We start from the raw sequence: 14,101 nt of genomic DNA on the forward strand, positions 1-14,101 counted from the left end.
GAAGACGATATGATATTTGCAATTCCACGTCGTATGCGTTAAACTATTCATGTCGTTCATTTCGAATGACCTCCCTTTGCTTTTGTCGTGCAGTTGGCAGACCGCACTTCTATTTTAGCAAAGGGAGTTTTTTTGTCTACATCATCGGCATAAGCCTTCTTTTGAACCACTCGCCTAGCGAGTGGTTTTCTCCATACAAAAAAACCGGAAACCCACACGGGATTTCCGGCAATTATTTTATGCTTTCCTTTTAAAGCTGTCTTTTAAGGATACGCTGCGGTTAAAAACAAGATGTTCCGCTGAACTATCGGCTTCATCCGGGCAAAAATAGCCCTGGCGCATGAATTGAAAGGAATCCCCTGGCTGTGCAGTTGATAGGTACGGCTCAGCCTGACACCCCTCTAAAACGAGGAGTGAATCGGGATTAAGCGCCTCCATAAAATCGCCCGCCTCCGGGTCCGCAACAGCGAAAAGGTTATCGTACAGACGCACCTCAACGGATACTGCGGAGGCAACCTCCGCCCAGTGGATGGTACCTTTGATCTTTCTGCCGTCGGCTGCATTGCCGCCCCTGCTTTCCGGGTCATATTCGGCAAAAACCTCTGTGACCCTTCCATTTTCGTCTTTACGGCATCCGGTGCAGCGGACGATATAGGCCGATTTCAGCCGGACCTCACGGCCGGGAGAAAGCCGGAAATAGCCCTTTACGGGTTCCTCCATAAAATCCTCTTCTTCAATCCACAGGTTGCGCGAGAAGCTGACGGTATGGATGCCCTCTTCAGGGCGGGTCGGGCTGTTATCCACCTCAAAATCCTCGGTTTTATCCTCCGGATAGTTGGTGATGGTCAACCGCAGGGGGTGCAGCACAACCATGGCGCGGGTAGCATTTTCGTTGAGGTCTTCACGCAGGCAATGCTCTAAAAAGCCGTATTCAATGGTACTGTTGACCTTTGCCACGCCGACGCGCTCGCAGAAATTACGAATGGAGGCGGGCGTATAGCCTCTGCGGCGAAGCCCGCTTAGGGTCGGCATTCTGGGGTCATCCCAGCCGCCGACAACGCCATTTTCAACCAGGGTGCGCAATTTACGTTTGCTCATGACCGTATGGTCGATGCCGAGCCGGGCAAATTCAATCTGGCGCGGCTTTGACGGCAAATCAAGGTTCTCAATGACCCAATTGTAGAGGGGCCGGTGATCCTCAAATTCCAATGAACAAAGGGAATGTGTAATGCACTCCAGGGCGTCCTCAATGGGATGAGCAAAATCATACATGGGATATATGCACCACTCAGTCCCAGTACGGTGATGCGCCATGTGATTTATACGGTAAATGACCGGATCGCGCATATTAAAGTTGCCGGAAGCCAAATCAATTTTAGCGCGCAAGGTCATTTTTCCGTCTTCAAACTCACCGTTTTTCATGCGCGCAAACAGATCCAGGCTTTCTTGAACGGGACGGTCCCGGTATGGGCTGACTGCCGGGGTGTTCAGATCTCCGCGGTTTTGGCGCATTTCCTCCGGGGTAAGCTCACAGACGTAGGCAAGCCCTTTTTTAATCAGCTCTACTGCACATTCATACATTCTAGGAAAATAATCGGACGCATAATAAAAACGGTCCGCCCAATCAAAGCCGAGCCAACGGATATCCCTTTTAATGTTCTCAACAAACTCGGTGTCTTCTTTGGTAGGGTTCGTGTCGTCCATGCGCAGGTTACACAGTCCTCCAAATTTTTCCGCAGTGCCGAAATCGATGCAGATCGCTTTTGCGTGCCCGATATGAAGGCAGCCGTTCGGCTCCGGCGGGAAACGGGTATGCACCTTCATTCCCTCATAGGCGCCGCCCGGCGCAAGATCCTCCTCGATAAAATCATGGATAAAATTGCTCCATGTTTCTTCGTTTTTTATCATCTCATCCATAAAGTAAAGCTCCTCTATGTTATTCTTGTAGTTTGCCCCAACGATAGACGGGAACATACCGCCTTTCTCCGCTTCAACAGACAGCATGTTTTAGCCGCTCCCAGGTCCCAAATGTAGTTCATGCGCTGAACCAATGAGAGATTAGCCCACTTGAGATAGCCGATCCAGGCCGTTCTGAAGACGGCGGAGCGCTTCCTCCTTACCAAGGAGCGTAAGAATCTCCATTGCGCCGCCGGGTGTAACCAGCGTGCCTGCGGCAGCGATTCTGACAGGCCACAGCAGCGTCCCGTTCTTTACTCCTAATTCCTGGGCCAACTGTAAGAGCAGCGCATGAAGCACATCCAGCTTCCAATCAGCAACGCCTTGCAAGGCATGAATAGCAGCTCTCAGCATATCTTTGGAATTTTCCAAATTGGTCTTGCTTTTTTTGTTGATAAAAAAATCAACCGGATAGTCGGGAAGTGTGCTAAAGAAAGCAAGCAGTCCCGGGATTTGAATAAATTTTGTAATGCGTGGCTGAAGAATTCCTACAAGAATGGCCCAGTCAGACGGTCCGCCGTTCGGGAAAACCTGCTGAAAATAAGGCAAAGCATGCGCTATGAACTGCTCTGCGCTCATAGCATGGATATGCTCACCGTTAAACCACTCCAGTTTGTCGTAATCGAACACAGCGGGGGATTTACTGATGCCGTCTATTGAAAACTCCCTGGTAAGCTCTTCCAGCGTAAATTGCTCGCGGTTGTCCTTGGGGCACCACCCCAGCAGGGCAATGTAGTTGACAATGGTTTCAGGCAGATACCCCTCCTTAATCAGCCCCTCAAAGCTGGTGGATCCGTGCCGTTTAGAGAGCTTGCTGACGCTGCCATCCTCATTTTTACCCATAATCAAGGGAAGATGGACGTAAGTGGGGATTTCCCAACCAAAAGCCTCGTAAAGAAGGTTGTATTTAGGTGTAGAGCTCAGATACTCGCAGCCGCGTACAACATGCGTAATATTCATCAAATGATCGTCAATCACATTGGCAAAATTATATGTAGGATAGCCGTCGGATTTCAACAAAACTTGATCCTCAAGCTCCTTATTTTCAATGGTAATATCCCCGTAAACGGCATCATGAAAGGTTGTGGACCCATCAATGGGCATACGCTGTCGAATGACATAAGGGGTTCCCGCAGCCAGCATTGAGTCAACCTCAGCCTGCGAAAGGCTGCGGCAGTGACGGTCATATCCGCCAAAGTCCCCTTCTGCATGGAGAGCGTCCAGCCGTTCTTTGGAACAGAAGCAATAATAAGCCTTTCCCTCCCGAACCAACTGCTCCGCGTAAGGGCGGTAAATATCCCTGCGTTCACTCTGCACATACGGGCCATAGGCGCCGCCTACATCCGGGCCTTCGTCATGCTTCAAGCCGACGCTCTGCAGCGTTTGGTATATGACCTGGACAGCGCCTTCCACAAAACGTTCCTGGTCGGTGTCCTCAATGCGGAGGACGAAGTCGCCGCCCATGGACTTGGCAATCAGATATTCATACAGGGCCGTGCGCAGGTTTCCCACATGCATAAAGCCGGTAGGGCTCGGCGCAAAACGCGTGCGAACTTTTTTGTCATTCATAGCATTTCCCACACTTTTCTTAAGATTATTTTATTATATCAAAAATAAGGCGGGAAAGGAAGTAAGAATTGACAATTTTTTACCGTTTTATCTACCGAGAGGAGGCCGAAGGGCTGCCGGCATATTCCTCCAGGCAAAGGCCAAGACGGTTTATCTCCCTTGCATGCTCACTGCCAACATAACGAAAATGCCAGGGCTCAAAGCGGATGCCGGTAATGGACTCTTTCTCTTCAGCATACCGAAGAATAAAGCCATAGTCCGCTGCATGCTTCATCAGCCAACGATATTCCGGCGTAGTGTCGAACTCCTCCGACACACCGTTAAAGTCAACCGCTAGGCCGGTGCTGTGCTCGCTAGAGCCAGGTCTTGCAATGGAGTTGGCCGCAACAGCCTCCGCTTCAGAGGAATCCATTCCCTCGTTTCTATTCTCGTTTACTGCCTGCTCAAAAAGTTGGCTTTGACGCTGAGGGGAACGGTAAGCTGAGGACAGTACCAGATGGACGCCATCCTTTTCACCCGCGGCAATCATTTCTTCCAATAAGCTGGCTATGCGGCTGTCTACCATGACGCCCTGCACCTGTGCCAGCTCAATTTCATAATCATCAGGAAGCGGATGTTCGTCGTTCACAAGAATGAGAGGCCATTCTTCCTGGCGAAACGACTGCTCCGAAGCGCTACTTTCGCCGGCAGAAGAAGAGGCTGTGCTGGATGAGAGCAAGGTCTCTGATGAAACAGGCCTTGACGAGGCCATGGATGAAGCCGCCCCCGCGGAGATGGGCAGCGCATGCTGCATGACGGCCAGAAAAAGCATGCTGACGCCGAAAATAGCGGCAGTAGCTATCAGAATTGTTAAAACGGAATACAGCGCTTTTTTTAACATAATACACCACCCATTATTCAGTATATAATACCTACGTTGTTAGTATGGGTCATATTTTTGTAGCTCATTCCGGTAAAAAAAATACAAAATAAAAAATATCAAATAAAGCTTGCAATTTGGTTTTATTTATGATAATATATTTCTCGTTATCCGGGTGTGGCGCAGTTGGTAGCGCGCTTGACTGGGGGTCAAGAGGCCGTGAGTTCAAGTCTCGCCACTCGGACCAAAAAGAAACGACAATTTTCGGTAGAAGATTGTCGTTTCTTTTGTACTTTTCACTCTTCGCTTTCCGTTCTTCTCTCTTCTCTAAAATTGTCGTTTCCAGTAAAAAAATAAAAGAGAAAAGATAAGAGGATCGGTAGCTTTGCCAAGGCAAAGCGTTGCCATATAAGCAAATATATGCTATAATTTGTTCAAGGTGATGATATGAATAGTCCCCTTTTAGAGAAGTCTTTGGATTTTGCAACAGACATTGTTTTATTTTATGAAGCATTCTCAAAATCACGCAAGGACACCACCATTGTAAAACAATTGTTACGCTCAGCTACATCTGTCGGTGCGAATATTAATGAAGCCATTTATGGAAACAGTAAAGCTGATTTTATTTCTAAGCTTCACATCTCTCTCAAAGAAACCAGCGAAAGCATCTACTGGCTGACTTTGTTAAAACGAACAAAATTATTTGAGTATGATTTCGATTGTTTGCTTTCTCTGGCCGACGAGATCAAGCGTATGCTCATCTCATCGATAAAAACTGCCAAGGAGAATAAATAATGATTTTTGCAGGATTATGTCTTACAACCGATGATGTCCGCCGACTGTCTGATTTTTATCAGAGAGTGTTACGGACAACCTCTGATTGCGATGACAATATACATCAGGAAATTCACACTTCGGGAGCGTCGCTGGCTATCTTGAAAAGTGACAATATCTCAGAGCACGGAAATAAAAACATGTCCTTAGCTTTTACCGTTGACGATGTGGACGCAGAATATATCAGGCTGAAATCTCTCGGAATAGAAATTCTTGACTCTCCAACCGTTAGACCATGGGGTGCAAAGAATATGCGCTTTTGTGATCCTGATGGTAATTTTATAGTGTTCAGAAGTTTTCCAAACTCATAAAGTTACGGTTGATTTTGCGAGAGTTCAAGTCCCTGCATAAATTTTATAAGCCGATCTTTTTTGTATCACCTTTACATTCCGAGTGTTCATATGGACACTCGGATTTTTTATTTTTCAAGTTTCGTTATGAACATCGGTACCACATCGCGGCGAATCCTTGAGGTTCGCCGTACTTTTTGTGCAAAATACAGCTTCACCGTTCGGATTGCTACCAACTTTTTGCAGATTAGTGCTACGATCACATGCCTGTATCTTTTTTGTCAACGCTTCCCAGGCTGAGCCTGGACACACTTCACGTTCCGGGTTCAGTTTTTTATTTTACCTGCTTACTCGCGTTTATGGCGAGTGTCTATATTTTGTAGCGTAAACCCAAATCGGAATGAGCGTAACTCGTTCCGATTTTTTATTCCCGCAAATGTTATTATGAAAGCCTGAAACAAAACCGGGCGCTTAGCCAGATATTCATGGTATCTTGCTAGGCTCCCGGTTTATTATTAATTGAACCTTATTCTTTGTAAGCTACCTGTCAATAATTTGAGCTGGTGCTTTTTCTAAATACCAGCCCTTCCCCTTTTGCCGTTGTGACTTGCTCTGTAACACTTTTCTCTATCTGCTCAAAGCGCCTTTTTCCCATACAGCAGAGAACCACCTTAGGCCGGCAGCCGCTGAGTCTAATATTTACCTTTCGTCTATAGCCGCAACCCCTTAACATCCTTAATGCGTGACAAAATCACCTGGCTGCTGATGTGCATAATCCCTGGCAAACGGTCAAGATCCTCCAAAATAAACCGCTCCATCTCCTCCTGGCTGGCGGCAACCGCATGGACATGCAGTCGGCTATTCCCGGTGACTCTATAAATTTGCGTCACTGTGCTGTTGTTATACAGCGCTCCGGTAACCGCTGTCAGTTTGGCTGGTTCGGTCTCGATCTCAAAAAAACATGAAACGGCTCCGCTGATCTTTTGCGGGTTAATGATGGTGGTGTACTCCTCGATAATGCCTTTTTCTTCCATTGCCTGTACCCTGGCCTTAACTGAAACGCGGGAAAGCCCCACCTGTTCCCCCAGCTCCGAATAAGACAATCGCGCGTTTTCTATTAACAAAGCCAACAGCGCCTGATCGGTCTGGTCTAATCCATTCAGAAACACGTCCATTCCCCCTTATGTTTTAAGTATAGCACAGCATTTTATTCTTGACAATCCGCAATTTATACCTTAACATATAGTATATAAAATTCGTTTTAATTTATTTTTTTGAAAGTTTATTTCGTCTATTTGTAAGGAACACTATGAAATCATTGAATCTTACCCAGGGAAGCATCACAAAAAGCCTGCTGCTCTTTTCCTTGCCCATTATGGCCGGCAACCTCCTGCAGCAATTCTACAATATAGCCGACACCCTCATTGTCGGCCGTTATCTAGGCGCTGATGCGCTGGCTGCCGTCGGTTCTTCCTATACGCTCATGACCTTTTTAACCTCTATTTTATTGGGGCTATGCATGGGGAGCGGAGCGCTCTTATCCATACGTTATGGTGAAAATGACACCGAACGGCTTAAGTCCACCATCTTTACGTCATTTATCCTTATAGCTGCCGTTACCCTTCTGCTCAATGTATTGGCCTTTTGCGGAATTGATGTAATTATTCAGCTTTTACAGGTTCCTGCATCTGTCGTTCCTGATATGAGGGACTATTTATGGATCATATTTCTGGGAATTAGCGCTACCTTTTTATATAATTATTTTGCAGCATTACTGCGCGCGATTGGGAACTCGCTTATTCCGCTTTTATTTCTCGGTGTCAGCGCAATCCTGAATATATTTCTCGACCTGTTTTTTATTTTATCATTAGGATGGGGTGTAAGCGGCGCAGCGGCAGCCACTGTTCTGGCTCAGTTTTTATCCGGTATCGGCCTCTCCCTCTATACCCTGGCGCGTTTTCCTGAACTGCGGTTCAGCCGAAGGCACATGCACTGGAACCCGGCATTGATCAGGGAATTGGCCGGTTTTTCCCTTCTTACCTGCGCGCAGCAATCTATTATGAATTTTGGCATTCTGATGGTGCAGGGGCTGGTCAATCAATTTGGCCCCACCGTCATGGCCGCCTTTGCCGCAGCAGTAAAAATCGACTCCTTCGCCTATATGCCGGTTCAGGATTTTGGAAACGCCTTTTCTACCTTTGTAGCCCAAAACTATGGCGCTCGGCAGACCGGCCGGATTCGCCTCGGAATCCGCCGCGCAGCCGCTGTTTCCCTGATATTCTGCCTGGCGATCAGTACCATTGTTTGTATATTTTCCGGCCCGCTGATGCAAATTTTTGTTCAGCCGGGTGAACACGAAATTATAGCCACAGGCGTTCAATATCTTTGGATAGAAGGGTCATGCTATGTCGGTATTGGTCTTTTATTCCTGCTCTATGGTTTTTACCGTGCTGTTAAACGGCCTGGCATGTCTGTTGTTTTGACAGTTGTCTCTCTGGGCGCCCGGGTCCTGCTTGCATATACACTGTCCGCGGTGCCTTTCATCGGCGTTGCCGGGATTTGGGCCGCCGTTCCCATCGGATGGTTTCTAGCAGACGGAATCGGCCTGATTTATTACTGTAAACATAAAAATTCCTTTTTATCCTCTCCTCGCAGCTAGGGGCTTCAGCAAAAAATAGAAAGCCAGATCCGTCCCGTAGCGGCCGGTCCGGCTTTTTGTATAATACATCTAAGAAACAGCAAAAAGCGCCTTGCCGGTTGGCAAGACGCTTTTTTAAGAATAAAATGCTTATTTCATGCTCTCTTCGTACTTCTTGATCATGTTTTTGACCATCTGGCCGCCAACAGAACCGGCCTCCTTGGAGGTCAGGTCGCCATTGTAACCCTGCTTGAGGTTTACGCCGACTTCAGAAGCAGCTTCCATCTTAAACTTATCCAGTGCGCCACGAGCCTCGGGTACAACAACCTTGTTCTTAGACATAGTAAAAACACTCCTTAATTTTTAATTGAATTTTGTTTTGTTTTACGTTTGCCTTCCTATTTTGTGCACCGGGCCAAATATTATAACTGTAAATTTTTGGCGATACAATCTTTTTTTGATTAGATTTTAACCGGCTAGGATAAAAGCGCAGAGGCAGCCCAAAAGCTTTGAAACGCCCCTGCTTTATAAGCCAATCATAAATCCGTCGGACGAATCCATTCCCAACAAAAGCAATACCATTGCCACTACCAGCATATGCCGGGGACTCACCCGGCTATGGGTCTGCACCTGAAAATCATGCGGCTCCAACAGGCCCCCGCGAATAGTTTGCACATTGCGGAGCAGGCTCAACACGGCATTGCCATAATCCAAGCTGGAGATGCTGAGGGTGTCACGTGCACTTAGCCCGCAAACCGCAGCAGAGGCGCCGGCATTTTTCAGAACCTCCGCCGCATATTGGTTATGAGACTCGAATACGCATAGAAATTCAGGCGGAACCTGTATACTCGTTAACGGGCGGTAACTGTTTTAAAACCAGAACGCCGCTCTCTAAAGCTACCTCAGGAATCTGTTCACAGTCCCATACTAAAAAAGCGGGACTTTCCGGCCCAAATTGGCGTATTTGATCTCTGCTGCTAAACCGCACGCCCCCGTACCTAGATAATGAGGGAATCAAGATTTCACTTAAAGCGTGATCTTCCGCTTTGCCGCACAAAATGATATCCGTCAAAAAAGTTCCACCCTCTCCTCAAAGCTAATTGGTCAAACTGCCGTCTTTCTTCCTCTTAGTATTAAGAAAATCAGGTGGAATATGTAATTGAATATATTGAATAACCTAGCGATAGGGGGCATTGGCGCTATTTTGAAAGATACTCTTCCAGCAGCTCTTTCAAGAGCTCAGCATTTTTCCGTTCCAGCTGAATGCTCAATGGAGACAACCGCATTCCTGTTTCCGCGCCGGCCTCATAAACCCACATGGAAAAGTAACGCTCGTCCATATTAACCTCCGCCACTGTTTTTTCTTTTGCAGCTATTTTGCGGTCACAATGACGAATATCCATGATAACTGCCACCCTTATTCTCTCCCCTTTCATCCGTAATATTTTTAGGAAGGTGCCTATTATGCCCCATTCACCCGTCAACTATAAAAACAAATTGCCGCTGGCAGCCCTGCTCCTGCTCAGTGTCCTGCTGCTTTTCAGCGCTGGGGAATGGTCTCAAGCGCTTTTTACCTCGACTTACCCCTATTCCCCCCCGCTGACCCATATTAAAACAGATGAAAAGATTGTTGCCATCACTTTTGATACAGAATGGAGCAGCAGCGGCATTGAGCGTCTGCTGCCAGTTTTAGCGGATTATCAGATTAAGTCCACATTTTTTGTCACAGGAGATTGGGCCAGAGAGCACCCCATACAGCTGCGCAGTATAGCAGAAGCCGGCCATGAAATCGGCAATCATTCCACCCGTCACCGGCATATGCAAAGTCTAAGCCCACAGGCTGTTCAAGAGGAGATACTGGAATGCAGCAACACTATTCGCGGCATCACCGGAATAAAACCCGCCTGTTTCCGCCCGCCCTACGGGGAATATGGAGAGGATGTGCTCAGGTCGGCGGCACAATTTTCCATGAGGACAGTTTTATGGAATTTAGACAGCTGCGACTGGAAGAACCTTTCTCCAGCTTCCATTGCAGAGAAGGTTTTAGCGCAATGTACCCCTGGTTCGATCGTGCTTTTTCACAGCAGTGCGCTGAACACACCTGAAGCGCTAAAAATAATATTACCGGCACTGCAATCTCAGGGCTATGAAATTGTGACTGTATCCGGGCTCCTCGCCTATCGAGGCTCCTAGGCAAAAAGAAAAACCGGATTGGCAAAGATAAAATCCCACCCCGGCTTTTACTTTTTCTTTTATTATGCCTCAAAGAACGCTTTAATGCCCAGATATGTCATATATAGATCTGTTTTGCTGATAACCTCCAACGGGGCATGCATAGAAAGCACCGGGACGCCTACGTCTATGACCTCAATATCCCGATTGGCAACATACATCGCCACGGTTCCGCCGCCGCCATTGTCGACCTTGCCCATTTCGCCGGTCTGCCAAAGCACATTATTTTTTTCAAAAATTGAACGCACCTCAGCCATTAGCTCCGCGGATGCCTCGCTGGTTCCAGATTTTCCACGGGACCCTGTATATTTGACAATACAGACGCCGGCATTGACCGCGCAGGAATTATTGACATCATAAACACTGGCAAAGTTTGGGTCGTAAGCGGCTGTTACATCGGCGGACAAGCACTTGGAGCGGCGGAGTACATAGCGCGCCTCCAGGCCTTCCGCCACCGCGAGATCCTCGATAAAATGGTGTAAAAATTCAGAATTCATACCCGTATTTCCGCTGCTGCCAATCTCTTCACGGTCCGCCAGCACGGTCAGCACCGTGTTTTCCGGTGTTTTTGCATGGATGGCCGCCATAACGGCTGGATAGGCGCACACACGGTCATCATGTCCATAGGCGCCAATCAACGAACGGTCAAAGCCAATATCTCTGGCTTTAAAAGCCGGCACAAACTCAATGTCGGCTGAAACAAAATCCTCTTCTGTAATGCCGTATTTATCATACAAAAGCTTCATAATATTCAGCTTTACAAGGTCGCCGCCCTCTTCGTCCGCAACCGGGCGGCTGCCGACCAGAATATTTAAATCCTCCGCCGAGATTGCCTGATGCATGACCTTACTCATCTGTTCCGTACTTAAATGAGGCAGCAGATCTGTGACACAAAACTGAGGGTCCCCCTCCTCTTCACCGACAACAACCTGGACGCTGGTTCCATCCTTTTTGACCAGCACACCATGCATTGCCAGTGGGATGGCCGTCCACTGGTATTTTTTAATGCCTCCGTAATAATGTGTTTTAAAAAACGCCATGTCATTGTTTTCGTATAACGGATGGGGCTTAAGGTCCAGCCTTGGGGAATCAACATGGGCCACTGAAATCCGTACTCCCTGCCGGCAGCCCTTTTTGCCGGCCACCATCAGAATTACCGATTTATTGCGGTTGTTATAATAGACCCGGTCGCCCGCTTCATACTTCTTACCTTCCTCAAAAGCGGCAAAGCCATTCTTCTTCGCCAGTTCAACAGCAGCCGCAACCGCTTCACGCTCTGTCTTGGAAGCATCCAGAAAAGCCTTGTAGCTTTCTGCAAAGCCCTCTGCCTTCTCCACTTGTTTTTCGCTCAGCTGGAAAAAACCATTGGTTCTGGGAATGAGCAGCTTCTTTTTCAGCTCCTTGACATCTACCTCTTCTTTCTTTGCCATGGGATTGTCCTCCTTTAAGAAATTTGATAAAGTTCTTTATAAACCTGATAGTTGCCAGCCACGGACTCTACATATCTGCGTGTTTCGCCAATCGGTATACTTGATAAATTTTTTCCGTCTACCGAGGTTTCACTGTCTGCAAGCCATCGGTCCACGTTTCCCGGCCCCGCATTATAGGCCGCCAATGCCGTTTCTAAAATTTCATAGCGCTGGCAGAGCCATGCCAGATAGTAGCACCCGTAGCGGATATTTACGGCAGGAGTATAAAGGTCCTCTTCTGTAAAAGCACCGCTTTCACCGCGCTTGCTCTGCAACCAGACAAAGGTCTCCGGCATCATCTGCATCAAGCCGCGTGCCCCTGCGTGGGACTCCGCCTCGCAGTCAAAATTGCTCTCCGTTTTGATAACGGCAAACACCAGCGCCGGGTCGAGGCCGGCTTCCTTGGACTCCTCCAGGACCGTTTCTTCATATTCCAGTGGATAGGCGCGCTTCATGATATATTCGCGCCCGCCGCCTATGGCAAACCACATGCCGGTTAAAAGAGCGGCAAAAACGACGAATGCCAGAAGGATTAATGCGATACGTCCACCCCAGGATTTTTTTCTCTTTATGGTATAGTTCATTTTATCCCTCATTCATGATACGCACATAGAGCCGAGCCGCCTTTTCCTTGTTCTCCGGCTCTGAGCCGCCGGTGTCAATGGCGTACGTGCACAGGCCGGCATAATAGGCATTGTCCTTTTGAACCGACATTCGCAGCTCAGCCTGCCGCGCCGTGATAGCATCCCGGTTCATAATTCGTTTTTTCCGAGTCTCCGGGGCGGCAACCACAGCCACAGTGACATCGCAGTAACGCTCCACACCGCCTTCGAACAACAGCGGGGCATCGATAACAATAGCGGCGGCCCCGGACTCCTTATAGCACATAATCCTACGCTCTAATTCCCTCAAAATGGCCGGATGCGTGATCTGGTTTAAGCGAGCGGTTGAAGCCGGAGAACGAAATGCCCGGTCAGCCAGCTTCTGCCGGTTCAAGACCCCATTCATAACAATGTCGCTGCCAAATGCGCCGCACAGTGCGCTGATGCAAGCCGGGCTTTCCGTCGCTTTACGGGCCAATCGGTCACAGTCGATAATTTTTGCCCCCATATCCGCAAACACGCCGGCTATGACGGATTTTCCCGCTCCCGTAGGCCCGGTTAAGCCAATAATCTTAGTCAAGGTCAATCACCTCAAAGCCTGCCGCGCGAATCAGCCGGTTATAAACCGCCAATCCCATCCCTACCGTTGACGGCGGACAGTGCACATAAACCTGTTTTGCATGCATGGAATCATCCACCTCACGTAAAGCCTCAAATAAACGCCGCGCCTGGGCCCAGCTGTCCGAAGCGCTGCCATAGGCTAGGCAGGGGATAAGCAGCTCCTCCTTTTCCTCATCAAAGCACAACGCGGCCACACCGTCCGCCCTGTGCATATTGACAAAGCGGCAGAAATCCGGGCTTGCAGCGCGTACCAGCGTCACATTAGCCAGCGGTGAATAATGCTTGTACTTCATGCCGGGCGACGGGGCTTGTTTTCCTTCAGCAAGCGGCTGAGTAATGGCAGGGTCCACCTCCACAGTACCCAGTACAGCCTGAAGCTGCTCCAGTGTAACACCGCCCGGCCGCAGCAGGCGCGGCGGCTGTTCGCTCAGATTCAGAACCGTAGATTCCACCCCGATTTGGCAGGGTCCGCCGTCAAGTATACCGTCTATCCGGCCAAAAAAATCATGCCAAACGTGTTCTGCCGTGGAAGGGCTTGGATGCCCGGAAAGGTTTGCAGAGGGCGCCGCCAGCGGTACACCTGCTAATTCAATCAGCCTCTGTGCAACAGGATGCGACGGAAAGCGGATGCCGACCGTGGGCAGTCCGCCGGTAACCTCGTCTGGCACACAGGCTTTTTTCGGCAGAAGAAGCGTCAGTGGACCAGGCCAGAAGGCTTTCGCCAGCCGTGATACCTGCTCAGGAATTTTTGCCGCCAGCAGATCTATTTGTTTCATGTCTGAGATGTGCACAATCAGCGGGTTATCCACCGGGCGCCCCTTAGCGGCAAAAATTTTCCGGGCTGCATTACCGTCCAGCGCATTCGCCGCCAAACCGTAAACCGTTTCCGTCGGCATAGCTACCAGACCGCCCTTTTTAAGGATCTCCGCTGCGGCCTCTAATGCACCCGCTTCCCCGGCCTTCCAATAGAATGTCTTCATGTCGTCCCTTTCATTCCTTTGAAGCTCTGAAAATAAACATCATATTTTTAC

At 48.6% G+C, this 14,101-nt stretch carries 15 protein-coding genes and 1 tRNA gene; 5 read left to right on the plus strand and 11 right to left on the minus strand.

Going from position 1 to position 14,101, the window contains the following annotated elements; genetic code table 11:
- Nucleotides 1–237: 237 nt before the first annotated feature.
- The 3 genes from DPQ25_RS06460 to DPQ25_RS06470 form a co-directional block, all read right to left on the minus strand.
- A complete protein-coding gene (locus DPQ25_RS06460; protein ID WP_112332565.1) occupies nucleotides 238–1,917 on the minus strand; it encodes a glutamine--tRNA ligase/YqeY domain fusion protein in 1,680 nt (559 codons plus the stop codon).
- A 141-nt stretch (nucleotides 1,918–2,058) separates the two neighbouring features.
- Nucleotides 2,059–3,525 (minus strand): glutamate--tRNA ligase, encoded by a 1,467-nt coding sequence (gene gltX / locus DPQ25_RS06465; protein ID WP_112332362.1) that lies wholly within the window; start codon nucleotides 3,523–3,525, stop codon nucleotides 2,059–2,061.
- A 91-nt stretch (nucleotides 3,526–3,616) separates the two neighbouring features.
- Nucleotides 3,617–4,405 (minus strand): M15 family metallopeptidase, encoded by a 789-nt coding sequence (locus DPQ25_RS06470; protein WP_112332363.1) that lies wholly within the window; start codon nucleotides 4,403–4,405, stop codon nucleotides 3,617–3,619.
- Between the two features lie 150 nt (nucleotides 4,406–4,555).
- Between DPQ25_RS06470 and DPQ25_RS06475 the strand changes: the two genes are divergently transcribed.
- The 3 genes from DPQ25_RS06475 (at nucleotide 4,556) to DPQ25_RS06485 (ending at nucleotide 5,529) form a co-directional block, all read left to right on the plus strand.
- Nucleotides 4,556–4,631 (plus strand) — tRNA-Pro (locus tag DPQ25_RS06475).
- 227 nt (nucleotides 4,632–4,858) lie between these two features.
- The gene (locus DPQ25_RS06480) at nucleotides 4,859–5,179 is read left to right on the plus strand and encodes a four helix bundle protein (RefSeq protein ID WP_242978249.1); all 321 of its coding nucleotides are present in this window, start codon (nucleotides 4,859–4,861) and stop codon (nucleotides 5,177–5,179) included.
- Nucleotides 5,179–5,529 (plus strand): VOC family protein, encoded by a 351-nt coding sequence (locus DPQ25_RS06485; protein ID WP_112332365.1) that lies wholly within the window; start codon nucleotides 5,179–5,181, stop codon nucleotides 5,527–5,529. Before DPQ25_RS06480 ends, DPQ25_RS06485 begins: the two co-directional genes overlap by 1 nt.
- Before the next feature lie 689 nt (nucleotides 5,530–6,218).
- Here DPQ25_RS06485 and DPQ25_RS06490 read toward each other — a convergent pair.
- Complete coding sequence (locus DPQ25_RS06490; RefSeq protein ID WP_112332366.1) at nucleotides 6,219–6,677, minus strand: Lrp/AsnC family transcriptional regulator; 459 nt, start codon at nucleotides 6,675–6,677, stop codon at nucleotides 6,219–6,221.
- A 140-nt stretch (nucleotides 6,678–6,817) separates the two neighbouring features.
- Here DPQ25_RS06490 and DPQ25_RS06495 point away from each other — a divergent pair, with 140 nt between their 5' ends.
- A complete protein-coding gene (locus DPQ25_RS06495; protein WP_112332367.1) occupies nucleotides 6,818–8,167 on the plus strand; it encodes an MATE family efflux transporter in 1,350 nt (449 codons plus the stop codon).
- Between the two features lie 129 nt (nucleotides 8,168–8,296).
- Here DPQ25_RS06495 and DPQ25_RS06500 read toward each other — a convergent pair whose 3' ends face one another.
- The 3 genes from DPQ25_RS06500 to DPQ25_RS06505 form a co-directional block, all read right to left on the minus strand.
- Entirely contained in the window at nucleotides 8,297–8,488 is a 192-nt protein-coding gene (locus DPQ25_RS06500; protein ID WP_112332368.1) for an alpha/beta-type small acid-soluble spore protein, read from the minus strand.
- A gap of 183 nt (nucleotides 8,489–8,671) precedes the next feature.
- Complete coding sequence (locus DPQ25_RS14520) at nucleotides 8,672–8,860, minus strand: hypothetical protein (protein WP_146740533.1); 189 nt, start codon at nucleotides 8,858–8,860, stop codon at nucleotides 8,672–8,674.
- A gap of 485 nt (nucleotides 8,861–9,345) precedes the next feature.
- A complete protein-coding gene (locus DPQ25_RS06505; protein WP_146740534.1) occupies nucleotides 9,346–9,561 on the minus strand; it encodes a hypothetical protein in 216 nt (71 codons plus the stop codon).
- A gap of 49 nt (nucleotides 9,562–9,610) precedes the next feature.
- Here DPQ25_RS06505 and DPQ25_RS06510 point away from each other — a divergent pair, with 49 nt between their 5' ends.
- The gene (locus tag DPQ25_RS06510) at nucleotides 9,611–10,339 is read left to right on the plus strand and encodes a polysaccharide deacetylase family protein (RefSeq protein WP_177576897.1); all 729 of its coding nucleotides are present in this window, start codon (nucleotides 9,611–9,613) and stop codon (nucleotides 10,337–10,339) included.
- Between the two features lie 62 nt (nucleotides 10,340–10,401).
- Here DPQ25_RS06510 and DPQ25_RS06515 read toward each other — a convergent pair whose 3' ends face one another.
- Genes DPQ25_RS06515 through DPQ25_RS06530 form a run of 4 tightly spaced genes read right to left on the minus strand, consistent with a single transcriptional unit; the run spans nucleotide 10,402 to nucleotide 14,050 of the window.
- On the minus strand, nucleotides 10,402–11,808 hold the full coding sequence (locus DPQ25_RS06515) for an aminopeptidase (RefSeq protein WP_112332371.1): 1,407 nt from the start codon (nucleotides 11,806–11,808) through the stop codon (nucleotides 10,402–10,404).
- A 14-nt stretch (nucleotides 11,809–11,822) separates the two neighbouring features.
- Nucleotides 11,823–12,431: a lytic transglycosylase domain-containing protein gene (locus DPQ25_RS06520; protein ID WP_177576898.1), complete on the minus strand. Its 609-nt coding sequence runs from the start codon at nucleotides 12,429–12,431 to the stop codon at nucleotides 11,823–11,825.
- Between the two features lies 1 nt (nucleotide 12,432).
- Entirely contained in the window at nucleotides 12,433–13,029 is a 597-nt protein-coding gene (gene coaE, locus DPQ25_RS06525) for a dephospho-CoA kinase (RefSeq protein WP_177576899.1), read from the minus strand.
- Entirely contained in the window at nucleotides 13,022–14,050 is a 1,029-nt protein-coding gene (locus DPQ25_RS06530; protein ID WP_112332374.1) for an L-threonylcarbamoyladenylate synthase, read from the minus strand. Before DPQ25_RS06530 ends, coaE begins: the two co-directional genes overlap by 8 nt.
- Nucleotides 14,051–14,101: the final 51 nt, after the last annotated feature.

This window comes from Hydrogeniiclostridium mannosilyticum (genome assembly GCF_003268275.1).
In the GTDB taxonomy this organism is placed as follows: Bacteria; Bacillota; Clostridia; order Oscillospirales; family Acutalibacteraceae; genus Hydrogeniiclostridium; species Hydrogeniiclostridium mannosilyticum.

Bases quoted from the DNA above. Each gene is read 5' to 3' on its own strand.
- DPQ25_RS06460 (WP_112332565.1), bottom strand. From the start codon at position 1,917: ATGGATGAGATGATAAAAAACGAAGAAACATGGAGCAATTTTATCCAT.
- gltX (WP_112332362.1), bottom strand. From the start codon at position 3,525: ATGAATGACAAAAAAGTTCGCACGCGTTTTGCGCCGAGCCCTACCGGC.
- DPQ25_RS06470 (WP_112332363.1), bottom strand. From the start codon at position 4,405: ATGTTAAAAAAAGCGCTGTATTCCGTTTTAACAATTCTGATAGCTACT.
- DPQ25_RS06485 (WP_112332365.1), top strand. From the start codon at position 5,179: ATGATTTTTGCAGGATTATGTCTTACAACCGATGATGTCCGCCGACTG.
- DPQ25_RS06495 (WP_112332367.1), top strand. From the start codon at position 6,818: ATGAAATCATTGAATCTTACCCAGGGAAGCATCACAAAAAGCCTGCTG.
- DPQ25_RS06500 (WP_112332368.1), bottom strand. From the start codon at position 8,488: ATGTCTAAGAACAAGGTTGTTGTACCCGAGGCTCGTGGCGCACTGGAT.
- DPQ25_RS06510 (WP_177576897.1), top strand. From the start codon at position 9,611: ATGCCCCATTCACCCGTCAACTATAAAAACAAATTGCCGCTGGCAGCC.
- DPQ25_RS06515 (WP_112332371.1), bottom strand. From the start codon at position 11,808: ATGGCAAAGAAAGAAGAGGTAGATGTCAAGGAGCTGAAAAAGAAGCTG.
- DPQ25_RS06520 (WP_177576898.1), bottom strand. From the start codon at position 12,431: ATGAACTATACCATAAAGAGAAAAAAATCCTGGGGTGGACGTATCGCA.
- DPQ25_RS06530 (WP_112332374.1), bottom strand. From the start codon at position 14,050: ATGAAGACATTCTATTGGAAGGCCGGGGAAGCGGGTGCATTAGAGGCC.